At 68.4% G+C, this 21316-nt stretch carries 18 protein-coding genes; 10 read left to right on the top strand and 8 right to left on the bottom strand.

Annotated features, from left to right (window positions below):
• Window positions 1-7: 7 nt before the first annotated feature.
• Together AWC18_RS19735 and AWC18_RS19730 are read right to left on the bottom strand one after the other, a co-directional pair.
• On the bottom strand, window positions 8-946 hold the full coding sequence (locus tag AWC18_RS19735) for a M56 family metallopeptidase (protein ID WP_085139840.1): 939 nt from the start codon (window positions 944-946) through the stop codon (window positions 8-10).
• Between the two features lie 14 nt (window positions 947-960).
• Window positions 961-1377, bottom strand: a complete 417-nt coding sequence (locus tag AWC18_RS19730; protein WP_064996369.1) for a BlaI/MecI/CopY family transcriptional regulator — start codon at window positions 1375-1377, stop codon at window positions 961-963.
• Window positions 1378-1512: 135 nt separating this feature from the next.
• Here AWC18_RS19730 and AWC18_RS19725 point away from each other — a divergent pair, with 135 nt between their 5' ends.
• Window positions 1513-1926, top strand: a complete 414-nt coding sequence (locus AWC18_RS19725) for a PaaI family thioesterase (protein ID WP_085139839.1) — start codon at window positions 1513-1515, stop codon at window positions 1924-1926.
• Window positions 1927-1962: 36 nt separating this feature from the next.
• Here AWC18_RS19725 and ndh read toward each other — a convergent pair whose 3' ends face one another.
• Window positions 1963-3348 (bottom strand): type II NADH:quinone oxidoreductase Ndh, encoded by a 1386-nt coding sequence (gene ndh, locus AWC18_RS19720; RefSeq protein WP_085139838.1) that lies wholly within the window; start codon window positions 3346-3348, stop codon window positions 1963-1965.
• A gap of 108 nt (window positions 3349-3456) precedes the next feature.
• On the bottom strand, window positions 3457-4128 hold the full coding sequence (locus AWC18_RS19715) for an SDR family oxidoreductase (protein ID WP_085139837.1): 672 nt from the start codon (window positions 4126-4128) through the stop codon (window positions 3457-3459).
• Window positions 4129-4417: 289 nt separating this feature from the next.
• On the opposite strand from AWC18_RS19715, the gene modA reads away from it, so the two are divergent.
• The 6 genes from modA to AWC18_RS19685 are packed head-to-tail and all read left to right on the top strand — an operon-like array spanning window position 4418 to window position 9379.
• Window positions 4418-5173: a molybdate ABC transporter substrate-binding protein gene (gene modA / locus AWC18_RS19710; protein ID WP_085139836.1), complete on the top strand. Its 756-nt coding sequence runs from the start codon at window positions 4418-4420 to the stop codon at window positions 5171-5173.
• A 6-nt stretch (window positions 5174-5179) separates the two neighbouring features.
• On the top strand, window positions 5180-5971 hold the full coding sequence (locus AWC18_RS19705) for an ABC transporter permease (RefSeq protein ID WP_109560150.1): 792 nt from the start codon (window positions 5180-5182) through the stop codon (window positions 5969-5971).
• Window positions 5968-7083, top strand: a complete 1116-nt coding sequence (locus AWC18_RS19700) for a sulfate/molybdate ABC transporter ATP-binding protein (protein WP_085139835.1) — start codon at window positions 5968-5970, stop codon at window positions 7081-7083. The genes AWC18_RS19705 and AWC18_RS19700 overlap by 4 nt, the downstream gene beginning before the upstream one ends.
• A gap of 37 nt (window positions 7084-7120) precedes the next feature.
• The gene (locus tag AWC18_RS19695; RefSeq protein WP_085139834.1) at window positions 7121-8005 is read left to right on the top strand and encodes an alanine and proline-rich secreted protein Apa; all 885 of its coding nucleotides are present in this window, start codon (window positions 7121-7123) and stop codon (window positions 8003-8005) included.
• An 18-nt stretch (window positions 8006-8023) separates the two neighbouring features.
• Window positions 8024-8317 (top strand): GlsB/YeaQ/YmgE family stress response membrane protein, encoded by a 294-nt coding sequence (locus AWC18_RS19690; protein ID WP_085139833.1) that lies wholly within the window; start codon window positions 8024-8026, stop codon window positions 8315-8317.
• A gap of 33 nt (window positions 8318-8350) precedes the next feature.
• Window positions 8351-9379 carry a zinc-binding alcohol dehydrogenase family protein gene (locus AWC18_RS19685; protein ID WP_085139832.1) on the top strand — a complete coding sequence of 343 codons (1029 nt, stop codon included), beginning with the start codon at window positions 8351-8353 and terminating at the stop codon, window positions 9377-9379.
• Between the two features lie 78 nt (window positions 9380-9457).
• Here the strand turns inward: AWC18_RS19685 and AWC18_RS19680 are convergent, their stop codons facing one another.
• From AWC18_RS19680 to AWC18_RS19670, 3 genes are all read right to left on the bottom strand, one after another.
• The gene (locus AWC18_RS19680; protein ID WP_064998859.1) at window positions 9458-10222 is read right to left on the bottom strand and encodes a CPBP family intramembrane glutamic endopeptidase; all 765 of its coding nucleotides are present in this window, start codon (window positions 10220-10222) and stop codon (window positions 9458-9460) included.
• A 77-nt stretch (window positions 10223-10299) separates the two neighbouring features.
• A complete protein-coding gene (locus AWC18_RS19675) occupies window positions 10300-10710 on the bottom strand; it encodes an MmpS family transport accessory protein (protein WP_234784524.1) in 411 nt (136 codons plus the stop codon).
• 5 nt (window positions 10711-10715) lie between these two features.
• Entirely contained in the window at window positions 10716-13121 is a 2406-nt protein-coding gene (locus AWC18_RS19670) for a phosphoketolase family protein (RefSeq protein WP_085139855.1), read from the bottom strand.
• A 39-nt stretch (window positions 13122-13160) separates the two neighbouring features.
• On the opposite strand from AWC18_RS19670, the gene AWC18_RS19665 reads away from it, so the two are divergent.
• Complete coding sequence (locus AWC18_RS19665) at window positions 13161-15545, top strand: CoA transferase (protein ID WP_085139854.1); 2385 nt, start codon at window positions 13161-13163, stop codon at window positions 15543-15545.
• A 34-nt stretch (window positions 15546-15579) separates the two neighbouring features.
• Here AWC18_RS19665 and AWC18_RS19660 read toward each other — a convergent pair whose 3' ends face one another.
• Window positions 15580-17880, bottom strand: coding sequence for a hypothetical protein (locus tag AWC18_RS19660; RefSeq protein WP_234806602.1), 2301 nt, complete (start codon window positions 17878-17880; stop codon window positions 15580-15582).
• A gap of 158 nt (window positions 17881-18038) precedes the next feature.
• Between AWC18_RS19660 and AWC18_RS19655 the strand changes: the two genes are divergently transcribed.
• Window positions 18039-19652 carry a sensor domain-containing protein gene (locus AWC18_RS19655; protein WP_085139830.1) on the top strand — a complete coding sequence of 538 codons (1614 nt, stop codon included), beginning with the start codon at window positions 18039-18041 and terminating at the stop codon, window positions 19650-19652.
• A 111-nt stretch (window positions 19653-19763) separates the two neighbouring features.
• A complete protein-coding gene (locus tag AWC18_RS19650; RefSeq protein WP_085139829.1) occupies window positions 19764-21242 on the top strand; it encodes an acetyl-CoA acetyltransferase in 1479 nt (492 codons plus the stop codon).
• The last annotated feature ends 74 nt before the right edge of the window (window positions 21243-21316 follow it).

The raw sequence follows: 21316 nt of genomic DNA, 5'->3' as shown, positions 1-21316 counted from the left end.
GCGCGGGTTACCCCGCGATCAGTCGGTGCAGCTCGGTCAGCCACGGTACCGCCAGCGCCACCGTCGGCACCGCCAGCACCCCGGCTGCGGCCGAATAGGCGGCCGCAGCCAGCGCTGGACTGTTGCCCCGCCCCGACAACCGCTGCACCCGCAGCACCGTGTTGGTGCCGCCGGCCGCCAGTGCGCCGGCGGGGACTTTGGCCGAGGCGCAGGTCACCAGGGCCCGGGCCAGGGGAGGGGCGCCGGCAACGCGAACGGCGGCGTCGTCGGCGAGCAGCTCGATCAGCAGCCGTACCGCGTCCAGGGCGCTGGCGCTGCGCACGAACCAGGGGAACGCGGTGTGCACCGCCGAGAAGGCCTCGAGAACCAAGTCGTGCCGGGCGCGCAGGTGGGCCCGCTCATGGCAGAGCAGCGCGGCCAATTCGGTGTCACCGAGTGCGTCGAGGGTGCCGGAACTGACCACCACCCGGCTCCGCACGCCGGGAAGGCAGTAGGCCAGTGGCTGCATCACCTGCAGAATGCGCAGCCCACTGGTGCGCACCGCGGGTGGGCGGTCGGTGACACTGACCAGGTCGACGAGCATGCGGTGGTGGGCCCGGCGCTGCCGGGTGCGGATCGCGACCCGCAACACCGTCCAGGTGAGGCGCATCCCGACCATGAGGGTCAAGACGAAGACCGCGACGTAGAAGGTCCACAGCGGCCAACCCAACCGATCGAGCGAGCCGAGAATCGTCGACGTGGGACGGCCGTCGGGGCCGGGCATCAGCAGCCGGCTTGCGGTGGCCAGACCCGCGCTGAACGCGGACAGCACCGCCGCGATCGCGATGGCCTGCCAGAGCACCAGTGCGGCACGGGGAGCGCGAAGCGGCCAGTCAGCGCGCGCCAGCAGGGCCGGTACGGGCCCTACGAGCAGCAGCGCGACGATGGAGAAGGCCAGCGCGGACACGCTGTAAGTCTCCCTCAGGACGCAGGTCGGCCGCTACCTGGGAGGCGGACGCGATGCTTGGCCTCCAGTTCGTCCAGCGCACGCCGCAGTGCGGCGGCCTCGTCGACGCCGACGCGTTCGACGAAATGCACCAGCGCGGCCCGGCGGTCTCCGGAGTCGGCGGCCTGATCGAGTGCCTCGACCATCAGTCCGGCGACCAATTCGTCGCGGCCCCGGACCGGGGTGTAGCGGTGTGCACGGTCATCGCGAATCTGCGACACGAGATTCTTCTTGGCCAGTCGCTGCAGGACCGTCATCACGGTCGTGTAGGCGAGGTCGCGCTGGGTCGACAGGGCTTCGTGGACCTCGCGCACCGTCTGAGACTCCGGCGATGACCACAGATGGTCCATCACCGCGCGTTCCAAGTCCCCTAGATGGGTCTGCTTCGCCATGTTTGTCATCAACTCCCCGGGCAACGGAGCAAGCCTACCCTTAATTACTACCGGGCGTCGTATCAGAAGCTGAGCGTCTGCTGCGACGGGGTCGGGGCTCGGCTCGTCCGTGCGGGCATCGTGTAAAACCATCACATGGCTGCCACCGGGATTCCGTCCGAGTTCTCCGCGCCCTTCGACTCCGAGATCGGTCTGGTCTACACCGACGTCGGTCCAGACGGTGCGCGCGCCGAACTGGAACTGCAGCCCAAGCTCTGCCAGCCGGCGGGCATCGTGCACGGGGGCGTGTACTGCTCGATCATCGAGAGCGTGGCCAGCGTCTCGGCGCACAGCTGGCTCAACCGCGACGGCTGCCCGGCGGGCGGCACCGTGGTCGGAGTCAACAACAACACCGACTTCCTTCGAGCGGTGTCGTCGGGAACCGTCTATGCCGAATCCACCCCGATTCATCGGGGCCGGCGCCAGCAGTTGTGGTTGGTGACGATCACCGACGCCGAGCGGCGGGTGCTTGCCCGCGGCCAGGTCCGGCTGCAGAACCTGTCGGAGTGAGCCGACTCGGCCGACAGCGCCGGCGCTGTCGGCCGGCTAACTGACCGCGCGTTCCGAGCCGCGTTGCGCCTCGGCCGCCAAGACCTCGAGCTGTTCCAGACGTGTCCTGGCGAAGGCCTGCTGCTCGGTGATGGTGAGCTGGCCACGCCGGGTGCTCAAGAACGTGACGTTCCAGGACAGCAGAGTGCTGATCTTGTTCTTGAACCCGACCAGGTAGATCAGGTGCAGTCCCAGCCAGGCGAGCCAGGCCAGGAAACCGCTGAACTCCAGGGGCCCGATCTTGGTGACCGCGGAGAACCGGGACACGGTGGCCATGGAGCCCTTGTCCAGGTACTGGAAGGGCTCCCGGTCAGCCGGGTCGGCGCCGCCGAGCTCGGCTTTGATGATGTTGGCGACGTGTTTGGCGCCCTGGATGGCGCCCTGCGCCATACCGGGGACACCGTCGACGGCCGCCATGTCGCCGACGACGAAGACGTTCGGATGGCCCGGCACGGACAGGTCCGGCAACACCTTGACCCGCCCGGCGCGGTCGAGTTCCACATCGGACTGTTCGGCGAGATCGCGGCCCAGCGGGCTGGCAGCGACACCGGCGGACCACACCTTGCACTGGGACTCGATGCGCCGGAGCGTGCCGTCGGGGTCCTTGACGGTCAGGCCGTTGCGGTCGACGTCGGTGACCATGGCCCCGAGTTGGATCTCCACGCCCATCTTCTCAAGCCGCTCGGCGGCCCGGCGGCCCAGCTTCTCGCCCATCGGCGGCAGCACCGCCGGTGCGGCATCGAGCAGGATCACCCGCGCCTTGGTGGAGTCGATGTTGCGGAACGCGCCCTTGAGCGTGTAGTTGGCCAACTCGGCGATCTGCCCGGCCATTTCGACGCCGGTCGGTCCGGCGCCCACCACGGTGAAGGTCAGCAGCTTTTCCCGCCGGGCCTGATCACGGGACCGCTCGGCCTGCTCGAAGGCGCTCAGGATGCGACCCCGCAGCTCCAGCGCGTCGTCGATGGTCTTCATGCCGGGTGCGAATTCGGCGAATTGGTCGTTGCCGAAGTAGGACTGCCCGGCGCCGGCGGCGACGACCAGAGTGTCGAACGGGGTGTCGTAGGTGTGGCCGAGCACCTCGGAGGTGACGAACTTGCCGGCCAGATCGATACGGGTGACATCACCGAGCAGCACCTGGACATTGCGCTGTTTGCGCAGCACAACGCGGGTGGACGGCGCGATCTCGCCCTCAGACAGAATGCCGGTCGCCACCTGGTACAGCAGCGGCTGGAACAGGTGGTGGGTGGTGCGGGCGATCAACTTGACGTCGACGTCGGCTCGCTTGAGCTTCTTTGCCGCGGTCAGCCCACCGAAACCCGAGCCGATGATGACGACCTGGTGTCGTCGGCTCTGCTGCGCAGTGACTTCAGGCTGGGCGCTCATGGGAATCCGGTTGCTCCTCGACGGTGACTGCGTTCACCCAATACGCTAGTCGACCTAACAGGCGGTCACTGCATCCAGTGGTTGTGGGATTAGCCACTCCTGTCACAGTCAGCCGAAGCTGGCCAGTGCTCCTTGGCCGACGTGCAGCGTCTGGCCGGTGATGTGCCGGGCGGCCGGTGAAGTCAAAAACACTGCGAGACGGGCGATCTCGGCTGCTCCGGTGGGCGGAACCCGGGTCAGCCCGTCGTAGCCCGGCCGGGCGTGTTCGCCGGCTGCCACCACATTGACGGTGATCCCGCGAGTGCCGAAGGTAGTTGCCTGGCCGGCGGTCCAGTTGGCCAACGCGGCCTTGACCGCCGCCTCAGCGCTGCCGTCGCGGGGGTTGTCCGGCACCACCGAGATGATGGAGCCGCCCGAGCGCAGGTGGTCGCCGATGGTCGAGACGGTCAACACGGCCGAGAGCACGGTGGAGTCGAGCGCGCTGCGCCAGGCAGTGGCCTGGTCGGCCAGCGAATAGCCGCGCGGGTCGCCGCCCTGCCAGCGCGGCGCCGGGACGTTGACGATGGTGTCGAGGTGGTGCGGAAACAGTCCGCGGGCCTGCAGCATGCTTGCCGGGTCGGTGTTGTCGCAGACGACCGCGTCCGCGTCGAGCTCCTTGGCGGCGACCTCAAGCTCGGGGCCCCGCAAACCGGCGAGCGTCACCTTGTGGCCAGCCTCGCTGAAACCCTCGGCAATGGTGCGACCCAAATCGGTGTCACCACCGGTGACCAGCACATCCATCGGTAGTTCCTCCTCGTGTTCCGAGCTATGTTACTGGACGGTAGCCGATTTGCGGGGATAGGGCGGAACTCGGCACAGACACGATCCGGACACAGACCTGCGAGCACCGCCGTATGGCCCGGTGGGGGACCCGCGGCGCTCCTTCGCAGCGCTTGCGATCACCGCTGTGCTGCCGGCGGTGACCCGCGGCGCGCTGCTTCGCCGCGCTTGCGATCACCGCTGTGCTGCCGGCGGTGACCCGCGGCGCGCTGCTTCGCCGCGCTTGCGATCACCGCTAGGCTCCCAGGCTATGGGGCGTAGCCAGGTGCTCTGCGGCGCAGCGGCGGTCATGCTGGCCGCGGGACTGACCGGCTGTGGCCTTCAGCCGGCGGCACCGTCGATCACGGTGTTCGCGGCCGCTTCGCTGGAGCCCGCTTTCACCGAGATCGCCCAGCAGTTCAAAACCGACAACCCCGGAGTGGAAGTTGCCTTCAACTTCGCCGGCTCCTCAGATCTGGCCACCCAACTGACACAGGGAGCGCGGGCCGACGTCTTCGCCTCGGCCAACGCCGCCCAGATGGAGAAGGTTTCGCAGGCCGGCCTGCTCGACGACGCGGCGGTGCCGTTCGCCAGCAACACGCTGGTGATCGTGACGGCACCCGGAAACCCGCACCGGGTGCGCTCCTTCGCCGACCTGACCGCACCCGGACTCGCGGTGGTGGTGTGTCAGACCCCGGTCCCGTGCGGCGCGGCCACCCACAAGGTCCAGGCGGCCACCGGCGTCACACTTCACCCGGTCAGCGAAGAGCCCGACGTCACCGATGTCCTCAACAAGGTCACCACCGGCCAAGCCGATGCCGGAGTGGTGTACCGCACCGACGCGCAGTACGCCGGCGACAAAGTGGCCACCGTCGAGTTCCCCGAGGCCAGCGACGCGGTCAACACCTACCCGATCGTGCTGTTACGTCAGGCTCCGTCGCCCGGGCCGGCCCGGGCGTTCGTCGACCTGGTCACCGGCGAGGCAGGGCAGAAGGTGCTGCACGCGGCCGGCTTCGGTAAGCCCTGACCCACCGTGGTCCGCCGGCCTGATGATCTGCCGGGCTGGGTCTATGTGCCCGCCGCGATCGGCGCAGCGTTCGTGGTGCTGCCACTGGTGGGGATCGCCGCCAAAGTCGACTGGCCGCATTTCTGGTCGTTGATCAGCAGTCCGTCGGCCACCACGGCACTGCGGCTGAGCGTGCGCACCGCCGCGGCCAGCACGGTGCTGTGTGTGGTGCTCGGGGTGCCGATGGCCCTGGTGCTGGCCCGCAGCCAGGCGCGGGTGGTGCGCCTGCTCCGGCCGCTGGTGCTGTTGCCGCTGGTCCTGCCGCCGGTGGTGGGCGGAATCGCGCTGCTGTATGCCTTCGGCCGGCTCGGCCTGCTGGGACGCTATCTGGAGGCAGCCGGAATCCACATCGCGTTCACCACCACCGCGGTGGTGCTGGCGCAGACCTTCGTGTCATTGCCGTTCCTGGTGATCGCCCTGGAAGGCGCGGCGCGGACCGCCGGGGCCGACTACGAGCGGGTGGCGGCCACCTTGGGGGCCCGGCCCAGCGCGGTGTGGTGGCGGGTCACCCTGCCGCTGTTGACCCCGGGCCTGATCTCAGGAGCGGTTCTGGCCTTCGCGCGCTCCCTCGGGGAATTCGGCGCGACGCTGACCTTCGCCGGATCCCTGGAAGGCGTCACCCGGACGCTGCCGCTGGCCATCTATCTGCAGCGCGTGTCGGACGCCGACGCCGCGGCGGCGATGTCGCTGGTGCTGGTGGCCGTTGCCGCTGCGGTGGTGCTGGTCGTGGGTGCTCGACGGCTGGGCAGCATCGGGTGAGCGCCGAAACCGCTGGGCTCACGCTGCGCGCGGTGGTCGCCGAACGCGGCCTGGACGTGACGCTGAGCGTCGCGCCGGGCGAGGTGCTGGCGGTCTTGGGGCCCAACGGTGCGGGGAAGTCGACCCTGCTGCACGTGATCGCGGGCCTGCTGCGACCGGACGAAGGCCTGCTCCGCGCCGGTGACCGCGTGCTGACCGACACCCGGGCCGGGGTGCAGGTGCCGACCTGCGATCGCCGGGTGGGCCTACTGCTGCAGGATCCGCTGCTGTTCCCGCATCTGAGTGTGGCGGCCAACGTGGCGTTCGGTTCGCCTCACCGGCGTCGCCTCGACCTGCGCCGGAAACACACCCGAACCCTCGCGGCGCCGTGGCTGCGCGCGGTGGACGCCGAAGAGTTGGCCGAACGCCGGCCGCGGCGGCTCTCCGGCGGGCAGGCGCAGCGCGTCGCGATCGCCCGTGCGCTGGCCGCAGAACCGGAGGTGCTGCTGCTCGACGAGCCGTTCGCCGGGCTCGACGTGGGCGCGGCGTCGGCCGTGCGCACGGTGCTGCACGACGTGCTCGGCAAGGCCGGTCGCAGCACCGTGCTGGTCACTCACGACCTGCTCGACGTATTCGCCCTGGCTGACCGGGTCCTGGTTCTGGAATCCGGTCGGGTCGCCGAGGTCGGCCGGGCAGCCGACGTACTGGCCGCGCCCCGCAGCCGCTTCGGGGCGCAGATCGCCGGATTCAACCTGGTCGCCGGGGTGATCGAGGCCACCGGAGTACTGCGCACCGAGTGGGGAGACCAATGGCATGGCCGCCCCGACGACGGTGTCGAACCGGGCCGGCCCGCGGTGGCGGTCAGCGCGCCGCGGGCGGTGGCGGTCTACCGCGAGCCGCCGCGCGGCGGCAGCACCCGCAATCTGCACCAGGTCGTCGTCGCCGAGCTCGACGCACGCGGCAGCACGGTTTCGGTGCGCGGCATGGACCAGCCGGACGGATCGCCGGGACTGGCCGCCCACATCACGGCCGAAGCCGCGGCCGAACTGCGCCTGGTGCCGGGCCAAACGGTCTGGTTCGGGGTCAAAGCCCAGGAAGTGACCCTGCGCGCGACACACCCCGGCACGGCGTAACTTGCGTACCGATGGCAACGCGGTAGGTTTTTCTGCCATGAAGCAGGTGGACCTGACCTCAAAGGGAATTCGGGCGATGACCGTGGCCGCGGTCGCGGGTGCGTTGGCATTCGCCGTCGCAGCGCCGGTGTACGCGGACCCGGTGCCGCCGCCTCCTCCCGCGCCGACGGCCGACACCGACGCTCCGCCGGCCGACGCTCCGCCGGCCGACCCCAACGCCCCGGCTGCGCCTGGTGAGCCTGCCGAGCCTGCCGCACCGGAGGTGGGCCGGGTGGATGACGTCGCGGGCGGGTTCAGCTTCGTGCTGCCCGGCGGCTGGGTGCAGTCCGACACCAGTCACCTTGAGTACGGTTCGTCGCTGCTGAGCAAGAAGACTGGCGAGCCGATCCTGCCGGGCCAAGCGGTGCCGGTGGCCAATGACACCCGGATCGTGCTCGGCAAGCTCGACCAGCGGCTCTACGCCAGCGCTGAGACCGACAACGCCAAGGCCGCGACCCGCCTTGGATCGGACATGGGCGAGTTCTTCATGCCCTATCCCGGCACCCGGGCAAACCAGGTGAGCGCTCCGCTCAACGGCGGTGGCCTGACCGGTAGCGCGTCGTACTACGAGGTCAAGTTCACCGACCCGGCCAAGCCGGTCGGCCAGATCTGGAGTGGCGTGATCGGTGTGCCGCCGGCCGACGGGACCGGCCCGCAGACCGAGCGGTGGTTCGTGGTGTGGCTGGGCACCGCCAACAACCCGGTGGACACCAACGCCGCCATCGCGCTGGCCGAATCCATCCGGCCGCTGGGGGCCGAACCCGCCGAAGCCGCGCCTGCCCCGGAGCCGGGCGTTCCGGGAATCCCGGCGCCGGCTCCCGCACCGGCACCGGCTCCCGCACCGGCTCCTGCGCCCGCACCGGCACCTGCTCCGGCTGCGTAAACCCCACTGGTCGCACCGATGGCCGGAGGCTGTCTCGCTGCCGCACTGTCCACCCCGACGTCGGTCAGCTGGCTGGCCTATGTCCTGATCGGTGGCATCGCCGGCTGGTTGGCGAACCGCATCCTCAAGCGCGGCGGCACGGGGATCCTGCTCAACATCGCGATCGGTGTGATCGGCGGATTCCTCGGTGGCATGCTGCTCGGCTGGCTCGGTGTCGACGTCGAGCACGGCCGCAGGTGGTTCACCTTCTTCGTCTCCCTGGGCGGGGCCATCATCCTGCTGTGGGTGGTGGGGCTGGTACGCCGCAGGTAGCCGTCAGGGCGGTCGGACGCGCACCATAGGTCCATGGGATCGCAGGTAGCCGGTATGTCGATGACGGGATGGCGCGTCCAGCGACCCGGTCCGATAACCGACGGGCCACTCGAGCGGGTGACCACGGAGGTGCCGCGACCGGGGCCGTCGGAACTGTTGGTGGCGGTGCAGGTCTGCGGCGTGTGCCGCACCGATCTGCACGTCGCCGAAGGCGACCTTGCGGTACACCGGCCGGGGGTGATTCCCGGCCACGAGGTGGTCGGCGAAGTCGTCGAGGTCGGCGCGGACGCCGGTGCTGAGTTCGCAGTGGGGGACCGGGTCGGAATCGCCTGGCTGCGTCATACCTGCGGCACCTGTCGCTACTGCCGCCGGGGCGAGGAGAACCTATGCCCGCAGTCGCGCTACACCGGCTGGGACGCCGACGGCGGGTACGCTGAATTCGCCGTCGTGCCTGCAGCTTTCGCGCTGCGCCTGCCCAGCGGCTACCGCGACACCGAGTTGGCGCCGTTGCTGTGTGCCGGCATCATCGGCTACCGGTCTCTGCTGCGGGCAGACCTGCCCGCGGGCGGCCGGCTGGGAATCTACGGATTCGGGGGCAGTGCACACATCACCGCGCAGGTCGCACTCGCCAACGGCGCCGAGGTGCACGTGATGACCCGCGGGGAGCAGGCGCGGGAACTGGCCCTGGCGCTCGGCGTTGCCTCGGTTCAGGGCGCCGCCGATCCGCCACCGGTGCCGCTGGACTCCGCGATCCTGTTCGCCCCGGTCGGCGAGCTGGTGCTGCCGGCCTGCCAGGCGCTGGACGCCGGCGGCACACTGGCCATCGCCGGTATCCACCTGAGCGACATCCCGCCACTGAACTACCAGCGCCACCTGTTCCGTGAGCGTCAGATCCGCTCGGTCACGTCCAACACGCGCGCCGATGCCCACGCCTTCCTGGACTTCGCCGCAACCCACCACATCGACGTGACCACGCCGGAGTACTCGCTGGGTGACGCCGATAAGGCGTTGGCAGACCTGGGTGCGGGCCGGATCGCAGGCGCGGCCGTGCTGCTGGTCTGAACCGCGGTGTCTATGCAGCGGTCCCAGCTTCGCCTCTCCTGCGTCGAGCCTCGCTGAACCGCCGGGGTTTACGGCGGCTCAGGACACCTGCCACACCAGAGCGGCGGCCAGCGCGCCGACCCCGTTGAGTGACCAGTGCAGCGCGATGGGCGCGATCAGACTGCCGCTGCGGCGCCGCAACCAGCTGAATATGAATCCCGCGGCGCCGGTGGCCAGTACCGCCAGCGTCACACCGGCCAGCATGCCGAAGAACCCACCCCCGAAAACGCGGGTGAAACCGACGTTGTTGCTGGTCAGGCCCAGCGATGTCGCAACATGCCACAGCCCGAACAACAACGAGCCGGCCGCAGCCACCCCGCGAAACCCCCATGCCCGGTGCAGTGCGCCGTGCAGCGCGCCGCGGAAGGCCAACTCCTCGGGGATCACGGTCTGCAGCGGGATGACGACCATCGACGCAACCAGCGCACCAGAGACCGTGGCGTAGTGATTGTTCAAGAACATCGGCCGGGTCGCCGGCATCATCACGCCGATCGCGATCACCGACACCACGACCAGGACTGCGGCCAGCGCGTAGCCCAACCCCGCTTTCCACTGTGCGCGACCCAGGCCGAGCTCGCTCCAGCTCAGGCCGTTGTAACGGACCAGCGCGATCAGGCCGACGGCGGTGGCCGGAACGGTGGCGACCGCGGCCCAGGGAGTGGTGAAGTGGGCGATCAGATTGGCAAGGGCCAGCACCACCACGACGACGGCGACATCGACGAAGGTGCGGAAGTGATTCAGCGCCGAGAGTTGCGACACCAACGGGTGCCGCCCCCAGGGCACCGCGAACTCGTGGCCAGACATTGCACGGAATTCTACGCGCGACTCCGGGACGGAGCAGTTCGTCGCGGGGGCGGCCTACCGTTCTTGACCCTGCCGGCCTACTTGGGGCCGTGGGTTTCGCACAGCACCCGCGCCGGGTTGCCGGTGGCGGTGTTCTCGCTGACCACCTTGCCGTTGACGGTGATCGTGCAGGTCAGGGCGCCGGGACCGGCGCTTTGAGCGCTCAGCGAATAAGAGCTGGGACTGGCGGCGTTCGTCATCGAGCCGGCCAGCTGGATGGACCACGGCAGCGGGGCATTGGTGGCGTGCGCCTGACCGTTCTGGCTCTGGTAGGTGATGTAACTGGCAACCCCGCTACCGGAGAGGTCGTAGCGGACCGGCACCCTGGTGTGGTCCGGCGTAGCGCCGGCCACCCCGGCGCCGGCGATGGTGGCCGACGCGACGAGGGCGCCGATCAGCAACGACATCGCCTTGCGGCGCATCCCGACCGATGAGGGGTGAGCAGTCATGGCCGTCACCCTATCTCGCCGCCGCTGGGGTCGGCGCCCGATCGCCAGGTCCAATTGGTGATCTGGGGGTCGTCCTCGCCGTGCTCGCGGGTGTAGCGCCGCGCGGCCATCCGCGCATCGACCATCCGCTGGCGCAGGACCGCGCAGCGGCCGCCCAGTTGCGGCACCCGGTCGATCACGTCCATCACCAAGTGGAATCGATCCAGATCGTTGAGCATCACCATGTCGAACGGTGTGGTGGTGGTGCCGCGTTCGCGGTAGCCGCGCACATGCATCTGATCGTGGTTCGCGCGCGAGTAGGTGAGCCGGTGGATCAGCCAGGGGTAGCCGTGATAGGCGAAGATCACCGGCTTGTCGCGGGTGAACAGCGCATCGAATTCGTTGTCCGGCAATCCATGCGGGTGCTCGGTCGCCGGTTGCAGGCGCATGATGTCGACCACGTTCACCACCCGCACGGCGAGGTCGGGCAGTTCGTTGCGCAGGATGTCGGCAGCGGCCAGGGTTTCCAGGGTCGGAATATCCCCGGCGCAGGCCAGCACCACATCCGGCTCACCGGTGGTGGTGCTTGCCCACTCCCAGATACCCAGACCACGGGTGCAGTGCGCCACCGCGGCGGGCATATCGAGGTAGGCCAGGGCAGGTTGCTTGCCGGCGACGATCACGTTGACGTAGTTGCGGCTGCGCAGGCAGTGATCGGCCACCGACAGCAGTGTGTTGCCGTCCGGCGGCAGATAGACCCGCACCACCTCGGGCCGCTTGTTGGCCACCAGATCGATGAAGCCCGGATCCTGGTGCGACGCCCCGTTGTGGTCCTGGCGCCAGACGTGCGAGGTCAGCAGATAGTTCAGCGAGGCGATCGGCTGTCGCCACGGGAGTTCGCGGCTGGTCGCCAGCCACTTGGCGTGCTGGTTGAACATCGAGTCGACGATGTGCACGAACGCCTCGTAGCAGTTGAACAGCCCGTGCCGGCCGGTCAGCAGATAGCCCTCCAGCCAGCCCTGACACAGGTGCTCCGAGAGCACCTCCAGGACACGTCCGTCCGGGGCCAGGTGATCATCATCGGGGAGGGTTTGCGACAACCACACCCGGTCGGTCGTGTCGAAGACCGGCGAGAGCCGGTTGGAGGCCGTCTCGTCGGGACCCATCAACCGGAACCGATCACGGTTGCGGTCGATGACGTCGCTCAGATACGTCCCCAGCACCCGAGTGGCCTCGTGCAGCTCGGTGGCGGGCCGGGTCACCGGCACCGCATAATCGCCGAAGTCGGGCAGGTCCAGATCCCGCAGTACCGACCCGCCATTGGCATGCGGGTTGGCGCTCATCCGGCGGTCCCCGCGCGGTGCCAGCGCCGCCAACTCCGGAATCAGGCGTCCGGATGGGTCGAACAGTTCCGCCGGGCGGTAGCTGCGCAGCCATTCCTCCAGTTGGCGGCGGTGCTCGGGGTCGGTACGGGTCTGCGCGAGCGGCACCTGATGTGCCCGCCAGGTCCCCTCCACTTGCTGCCCGTCGACCACCTTCGGTCCGGTCCACCCCTTCGGGGTGCGCAGCACGATCATCGGCCACACCGGCCGCATCGACGAGCCCTCGGTGCGCGCAGCCCGCCGGATCGCCGCGATGTCGTCAAACGCGTCATCGAGGGCGGCGGCGAGCAGCCGATGTACCGCGGCGGGATCGTCGCCGGCGACGGCGATCGGCCGGTACCCGTAGCCGCGTAGCAGAGTCTCCAATTCTGTCTGCGGAATACGAGCCAGCACAGTGGGATTGGCGATCTTGTAGCCGTTGAGATGCAGGATGGGCAGCACTGCGCCGTCCACGGCGGGGTTGAGAAACTTGTTCGAGTGCCAGCTGGCCGCCAGCGGCCCGGTCTCGGCCTCGCCGTCCCCGATCACGCAGGCGACCACCAGCTCCGGGTTGTCGAATGCCGCACCGAATGCGTGCGCCAGCGCATAGCCGAGTTCGCCGCCCTCGTGGATGGAGCCCGGTGTCTCAGCTGCCACGTGACTGGGGATGCCGCCGGGAAATGAGAACTGCCGGAACAGCTTCCGCAGACCGTCGACATCCTCGCCGATGCCGGTGTACACCTCGCTGTAGGCGCCCTCGAGATAGGCGTTGGCCACCAGAGCCGGTCCGCCGTGGCCGGGGCCGGTGATGAAGATGACGTCGGCGTCGCGTTCCCGGATGATCCGGTTCAGGTGCAGGTACAGCAGGTTCAGGCCCGGCGTGGTTCCCCAGTGCCCCAGGAGCCGGGGTTTGACGTGCTCGGCCCGCAGCGGTTCGGTGAGCAGCGGATTGTCCAGCAGATAGATCTGCCCGACGGAGAGGTAGTTGGCCGCCCGCCAGTAGGCATCGAGCAGGGCGAGGTCGTCGTCGGAGAGTGCTGGGGTCGATGGTGGCGCGTCGGCTGCACTCATCTTTGCGATTGTCCCGCCGAACAGGGACCGCAGCAACCGATTCATTACCCTGTCACCGTGCTGTTGCAATCCGTACGTGTACTCGACCTGGCCGGCGGGGACGCCGATGCGGTCACCCGACTGCTCGCCGACCTGGGTGCAGACGTGCTGAAGGTGGAGCCGCCCGGGGGCAGCCCGGCGCGGACGGCTCCGCCGCTACTGGGCGGGGTGAGCATTGCGTTCGCGCTGCACAACGCCAACAAGCGCAGCATCATCTTGGATCCTGCCGATGAGCGGGACCGCCGCCGGTTCGACGAGTTGGCCGGCACCGCCGACATCGTGGTGGACAGCGGCGGGCCGGGACGCGCCGCGGCGTTCGGCACCTCCTGCGCGGAACTGGCTGACCGGTTCGCCCACCTGGTGACGATGTCGGTCACCGACTTCGGGACGAGCGGCCCCCGCTCCACCTGGCAAGCCACCGATGCGGTGCTCTACGCACTGTCCGGAGCCCTCTCGCGGTCGGGGCCGACCACCGGAACGCCGGTGCTGCCGCCCGACGGGATCGCCTCGGCGACCGCGGCGGTGCAGGCCGCCTGGGCGGCGCTGGTCGCCTACTACAACCGGCTGCGCAGCGGCACCGGGGACTACATCGACTTCTCCCGGTTCGACGCGGTGGTGGCTGTCCTCGATCCGATCTTCGGGGCGCACGGCCAGGCCGCCGCGGCCCAACGCAAGTCGAGCCGGTGGCGCGGCCGGCCCCGCAATCAGGACGCCTATCCGATCTACGCGTGCCGCGATGGTTACGTCCGGCTCTGTGTCATGTCCCCGCGCCAGTGGCGGGCCCTGTGGACCTGGCTGGGGGAGCCGGCCGAGTTCGCCGACCCCAAGTACGGCGTGATCGGCGAACGGTTTGCGGTCTGGCCGCAGATCAGCGTGCTGCTGCGCAAGCTCTTCGCCGACCAGGACATGGTGGATCTGGTCAGCGCCGGGCAATCCCGGGGGGTGCCGATCGCGGCGGTGGGAGATCCGGCGAAGGTGCTGACCGAGGAGCACTTCGTGGTCGCGGGGGCGGTCGCCCAGACCGAGCTGGTTCCCGGGCTGACCGCGGCGATCCCGACCGGTTACTACGTGGTCGACGATCACCGGGCCGGATTCCGGGCCCCGGCTCCGGCTCCCGGCGATGCTGCGAGCGCCGGCTGGCTGGCCGAACCGCTGGAGCAGGCAACGGCCGGCGAGGTCGGTGCCCGCCCGTTCGAGGGACTGCGCATCATCGACCTGGGGATCATTGTGGCGGGCGGGGAGGCCAGCCGGATCTTCGCCGACCTGGGTGCCGAGGTCATCAAGGTGGAGAGCGCGGCCTACCCGGACGGACTGCGTCAGGCCCGCCCGGGTGAGGCGATGAGCGAGTCGTTCGCCTGGACCCACCGCAACAAGTCGGGATTCGGTTTGGATCTGCGCAGTCCACAGGGCAAGGAGATCTTCACCCGACTGGTCGGCGAAGCGGACGTGGTGCTCGCCAACTTCAAGCCGGGAACGCTTGCCGCGCTGGGCTTCTCCTATGAGGTGCTGCGTGGCATCAATCCGCGGATCGTGTTGGCCGAGAGCAGCGCTTTCGGTGAGTCCGGGCCGTGGAGCGGCCGGATGGGATACGGCCCGCTGGTGCGTGCCACCGCCGGGGTCACCTCGCTGTGGACTTCCCCGGATGGTGCCGCCGACTCCGAGCGTCATCCGTTCTACGACGCCACCACGGTCTTTCCCGACCACGTGGTTGCCCGGGTCGCCGCGATCGGCGCACTGGCCGCGCTGATCGGAACCCGGCGAACCGCCGCCGGCAGTCACGTGCACGTGTCGCAGGCCGAGACCGCCATCAACCAACTCGACACCAGCTATGTCGCGCACGCCGCGGGCGCTGCGGTCGCACCGGACACCGCGGTGGACCTGGTCTGCCCGTGCGCGGGCGATGACGAGTGGTGTGTGATCTCGATCCGCACCGACGCCGATATGCGATCTGTCGCTTCAGCTTTCGGCGATCACGAGTTGGCAGCCGAGCAACGCTTCAGCAGCGGTGCCGGTCGTGCCACCCATCGCGGGGAGCTGGCGGAAGCGTTGGGCCGCCACACCGCGACCCGCAGCCCGTCGGCGGTGGCGGAACTGTTGCAGGCCGGCGGGGTGGCCGCCGCGCCGATGAACCGGCCACCCGACGTCGCCGACGACCCCCAGCTGGCGCACCGGATGCTTTACGCGGCGATGACTCACCCGCTGATCGAACACCCGCTGCCCGCCGAGACCGGTCCCGCGCCGTTCCGCAACATCCCGGTCGCGCCGCAGCGCCCCGCCCCGCTGCCCGGTCAGGACACCCGGGACATCTGCCGTTCGGTGCTCGGACTCGACGACGCCGAGACCGACCGCCTGATCGCCGACGGAGTGATCTTCGCCGCCGATTAGCGACAACGAACCTCCGGGGCTGCGTCGGGCTGGTCTACGCGGGAGGAAGTTGTGCGTAGTGGAGCGCGAATACATCGGCTGGAACCGGCCATTGGTCGCCCGCTTCGCCTTTGACCACCCAGTCGCCGTCAGCGGCGGCAGTGGGGCCCTCGGCGGTCTCGATCGTTTCACCCGGGCGCGCGGGTCGCGCGAGAACCGTTCCGCATCTCTGCCATTTCTTTCCCCCGATATGCCGGTAGGTGGAACGGAAGATGTCGTTGCGTACCGACCAGGCCGCACCCCCGTCATGGACCAGCCAGTCACCGGGGTCCGCCTGCATCGTCGCCCCGGACGGCGATATCCACGTCCACGGCGCATCGCGCTGCTCGGCGGTCACGGTCCCGGCTCGGGCGTAGGGCCACCACACCGGGTGAGATCGGTAGCCGAGCTGACGCAGGCTCCACAGTGTGTTCGCCACACTCCGGAGGACTCCGTCGAGGAGTCGCTGATCTGACTGGACGACAGACCAGCCGACAAGCTTGTCGTGGATCTGCCGTCTGTCGTCGCGGTTGGGGCCGTATTTCCAGCTGTTCTTGCGGTAGTAGCGGCACCAGTCCTCGTGCTCGGCTCTAGCCATCTCGATCGCCGAGGCGTGGTCGAAACCCATTTTCTCGAGCTGCTTGAGTGGGGGGAGGCCGACAATGTCGCGTTCTGCCAGCGGTGTCGGTACGTCGCCCCAGGGGTTCCAGGTGTGCCCGGCAATCTGCTCGACCATCCACAGGGCGTTGCGGACCTGCCGTCGATTGGACCCGCGGTAGAACTCGTTGAGTTGGGTCCACGGCAATCTCGATGGAAGCAATGTGTCCTCCGGGTCCAGGGTGGACAGGTAGCGCTCATGAATGAGGCTGGCGGCCCGCTCCCAAACGTCAGGGGCATCACAGTCGGGAAACTCCAGCATCAGCCGAAAGGTGCGTAACCGCCCGACGATGGGCACCGGCTTGTTGCTCACCTGGCTGTCTGGATCCCAGCTGTACACCGGCAGGGTGGGGAAGCGGGCAGCCAGCCGGCTTCCCAGAGTTGCGGCTCCTCGGGGTCCACGTGTCCAGTCATCGACGAATATCACGGCGCTGGTAGCCGGGTCGCCGGTATTGATCAGCCGTTCCAGCACCGGAATTGTCGGTGTGGTCGGCTCCACGTCAATGGTCGGTCCCGCTGCCAGGAGGCCGAACTGTTCGCGCTGGAACTCCTGGTCACGGTGACTCTCGTCGGCGTCTTCGCCGACGAGAGTGAACGCCGGCAATTCGGCTTCCGTTGGGGGGCTGTAGTAGTCGCGCTCCAGCTTGCGGCGAGTCAGATCTGCGCAGAGCGCCAGAGTCAGCTGGGACGTGCCGCAGACGAAGACGCGGCGAACGACCTTGATCGCGAGAATGGTGTCCATCAGCCAACTGGCGGTGAGCTCATATTTTCCGAGGGTGTCCACGGCCCATTGGGAATCGGCTCCGCCGAGTTGCTGAGTTCGCCAGGCCTCTGCTTGCCACGGGTCATCTACCCGAACGACCAGTGGCAACCGCCCCCGATTGCCCGCGCGCTCACGTGCCTCCGTGACGGCTTCCAGCCACAGCAGGTTGTTGGACGGATCGCCCGAGAGCAAGTACAAGCGCTGGAGGCGCCGCCACAACGGGAGCGAGGTGAGCGACGACGGGGCATTGAGATCGACCGTTACCACTCGGGCGCCCAGAGTGCGGGCGCCGTGCGCGCTGTGTTCGTCGGCCGTGTCGACGATGACCACGAGGGTGTCGCGTCGGTTCAGGGTCCGCGCGATACCCCCCAACATCGCGCTCGAGTCGGTGTCGACGCCGATGACGGCGGTGACCGAGGAGGCGTGGTTTGCCTGCAGCCGGTCGACCTGTGACCGGAAGAGTGCGAATGCCACGCCGGAGAGCCCGGTGAAGATGGCTCCCAGCGCCGCGAGCTGAGCCACCACCAGGGCCGCTGGAGTGGGGTGGGGGCAGGCCCCGCTTTTGATCGCAGCCTCGGCCGAGCCCCCTTTGATCAGCTCTGCAGTCCAGATCAGCGGCTGGAAGACGGGCATGTGATCGCCTCCGTGGCAATCCCACAAGGAACTGAGCCCCAACAGCGCACCTGTGGCAGCCAGTCCCACCGCAATGGCGGCCGCCGCAGTCCCCGGCCGTCGGTCACCACGTGCACGCAGAACCAGGACGCACACCGAGGTCAGTGCTATCACGGTCAGCGCGACCAGCACTGACTCTGGAATGTCGAGCCAATTCGCTGTCTGCGGCCACTTGGCGAGCACGCACAGCCACGCCACCAGCGGAACCGCGCCGGCAATTGCCAACCGGGCGAGTCGGCGAGGTCTGGTGAGCGAGTGCCATCGCCTCGTTAGATGCTCTGTGGTGCACCGAATTGGAATTGGGCTCATTAAATCCGTCTTTCAGTATTGTCTTACGGAGTTTAAGCAGTAGATTCAGTCGGTAGTTGATTTTTTCGGAGGCGATGATGCTTTTTGTCAGTCACGCCAGCCAAGACAGGTCGGCGATCGACGGCTTGCTGGCCGTGCTGCGGCGCACTGGTAGGGAAGTGTGGCTGGACGATGAGCTCGGCGGCGGCGAGGCGTGGTGGCAGTCAATTCTGGAGAAGATCCGCGACAGCAAGGTCTTCATCATCGCCCTGTCGAACAACGCATTGGCGTCCAAACCCTGCGCGGCAGAGTTGCGGTATGCGCAGGCGCTTCGCCGCCCCATTCTTCCGGTCCAAATCGGCTCGGTAGACAGTGTGCGGGTCACACCACTTGCTGCGACACACATCATCGATTTTCGCAATCCGTTCCCCGACAATGAAATCCGGTTGCTCGCGGCTGTGCAGAAGTGTCGGGCGCAGTGCGGTCCGCTGCCGGAGGTCCTGCCCGAGGAGCCGGAGGTGCCCTTCGCCTACCTGATGCGGATGGCCTCGGTTCTCTCCCATCCCGCGCTGAGCCACCACGATCAGGCGGGGCTGGTGTTGGAGTTGCGGCACAAGCTCGCCGAGGACTGTGCCGATCCGGCAGCGCTGCGCGACATCGTTCGACTGCTGTATCTCTTACGTGATCGTCCGGATGTGACGTGGCGTATTCGCGGTGAGGTGGACGCCCTGCTGTCCGCGTGCGACGCCAATCTCTCGGCGCCCATCGGGCTGACGACGGTGCCCTTCTCCAGTCCCCGACTGGTTGAGTCGCCCGCAGAGCAGATCTCGGTGGAGCGGCCGCGATCGAGTCGCGGATCAACCGAGTCATCTCCCGCGGAGCCGGGGTCAGACATCGCCCTGCCGGCGTCGTCGGACACGATCGACTCCGGGGAGTCGACGGCCACCCGGGCGCGGCCGGTTGTCATTGCTGCCAGCAGTTCCCGTATCGCAGAGGCCGGCCGGACGGGCTTGGCGCACAGCAGGTGGATCCTTGGCTCCGCGGTCGGGTTGGCGGTCCTCGCCACGGTGGTGGTGGCGGTACTGCACAGCCAGCAAGACCCGAAAGGACCCGACGTCGACCTGCTCGAAGACAGCACGTTGAACACCATCATGGGGACCGCTGGGATGACGACCGCCGAAGGCGGGGTCCGCAAGGCTAAGCACATAAAGGGCGAGATCGAGGTCTCACCCCCGGAATGCGCGAGCGTTCTTTATCCCGGCCTGGACCGGGCGTATCGGGACAGCGGAGGGGGGAAACCCACCTGGCGGGTATCGGAGGACCGCGGCGGCATGGCGCGTGCGGGACTCGACAACAATTTCTTCGTCGACCAGGACGTCACGGCGTTCCCGCCTGAGACTGATCGGCCGGAGGCGTTTGTCCGGGCTTCAGCGCTGCCATGGAAGGCCTGTGCAGGACAAACAGTCAGTGCGGCCTATCGCGGAGGGGAAACCTACACCTGGCAGGTCGGGGAGGTGGTCGGGGATGTTCCTCAGATCGCCCAGACATTCACCCGGGTGGGCGGTGAGCGCTACACCTGCCAGCGTGTGATGCGGGTGGTCAACGACCTGGTCCTCGATATCAAAGCCTGTGGTGACCGGGTCGATGATGAAGCCAGCAAGATCGCCGGCCGGCTGGCGGCCGCCCTGATGGACGAGTCACCGTTTTGATCCGGCTGTGCCGCGCAGCCGGTCAGAACCGTGAATGCCGGGCTGTAGCCGCCTCCACCCCGGTGCGCCTGGCCGACGGAGTGATCTTCGCCGCCGATTAGTCTGACGTCCATGCCTGTGGACCCCCGGACCCCGGTGCTGATCGGCTACGGCCAGATCAGTCACCGTGACGACACCCAGCCCGTCGAACCCGTCGATCTGATGGTGGCCGCGGTACGCCGCGCCGTCGACGAGAGGGTGCTGCGCGCGATCGACTCGATTCGGGTGGTGAACCTGCTCTCGGCCCGGTATCGCGACCCGGCCGCGCTGATCGCACAGCGGATCGGCGCGCAGTGTTCCGACACCCGCTACACCCCCGTGGGCGGCAATGTGCCGCAGTCCCTGGTCAATCAGGCCTGCCTGGATATTCTCGACGGACGCTCAGGAGTTGTGCTGCTGACCGGCGGCGAGACGTGGCGTACGCGCACCAGGCTCCGGCGCGCCGGAAGCAAACTGGTCTGGACCCAGCAGGACGACACCGTCCCGCTGGCGCGCTGCGACGGCGAAGATGTGCCGATGGTCGGACCGGCCGAAGAGCGGATCGGGCTGGACCGTCCCGCCAACGTCTACCCGCTGTTCGAGCAGGCGTTGCGGATCGCCGCGGGGGAGAAGATCGACGACCATCGCCGGCGCATCGGTGAACTGTGGTCGCGGTTCAATGCGGTCGCCGTGGACAATCCGCACGCGTGGATCCGTCAACCGGTCAGCGCCGTGGAGATCTGGCAGCCGGGTCCGAAGAATCGAATGATCAGCTGGCCCTACACCAAATTGATGAACTCCAACAACATGGTCGATCAGGCGGCCGCACTGGTGCTGACCTCGGTGCAGACCGCCACTGATCTGGGAGTTCCGTCGCACACCTGGGTCTTCCCGCAGGCCGGCACCGACGCTCATGACACCTACGCCATCGCCAACCGCGCGGAACTGCATCGCTCGCCGGCGATCCGGATCGCCGGGGCTCGGGCGCTGGAACTGGCCGGGGTCGGTGACATCGCCGAGATCGATCACGTCGACCTGTACTCGTGCTTCCCGTCGGCGGTACAGGTTGCGGCCGCCGAACTGGGCCTGCCCACCGATGATCCCGCTCGGCCGCTGACGGTGACCGGCGGGCTCACCTTCGCCGGTGGCCCGTGGAACAACTACGTCATGCATTCGATCGCCACGATGGCCGAACTGTTGGTGGCCAATCCGGGGCGGCGCGGTCTGATCACCGCCAACGGTGGCTATCTGACCAAGCACAGCTTCGGGGTCTATGGGACGCAGCCGCCAAGCGACGGATTCCGTTGGGAGGATGTGCAATCCGAAGTCGACGCCCAACCCACCCGGCCATCGTCGGTGGAGTGGCAGGGGACCGGTGAGGTCGAGTCGTGGACCACTCCGTTCGACCGCGACGGGAACCCTCACCAGGCGTTCCTGGCGGTCCGCACCCCCGACGGGGCGCGTTGTCTGGCGGTGATCGCCGACCCCGATGCCGCCGAGGCGACGGTGCGCGAAGACATCGCCGGTGCTGCGGTCGAGGTACACGAAGACGGCACCGCGACGCTGCGTTAGCTGTGATGTCCAGGGAGGTTGGTCAGCCGGGTGATCGGCGGTTTGCCTCCGATGGCGGAGTGTGCGCGGTGGTG

It is taken from the genome of Mycolicibacter nonchromogenicus (assembly GCF_002101775.1).
In the GTDB taxonomy this organism is placed as follows: domain Bacteria; phylum Actinomycetota; class Actinomycetes; order Mycobacteriales; family Mycobacteriaceae; genus Mycobacterium; species Mycobacterium nonchromogenicum.
This window is presented reverse-complemented; position numbering and strand designations above follow the sequence as displayed.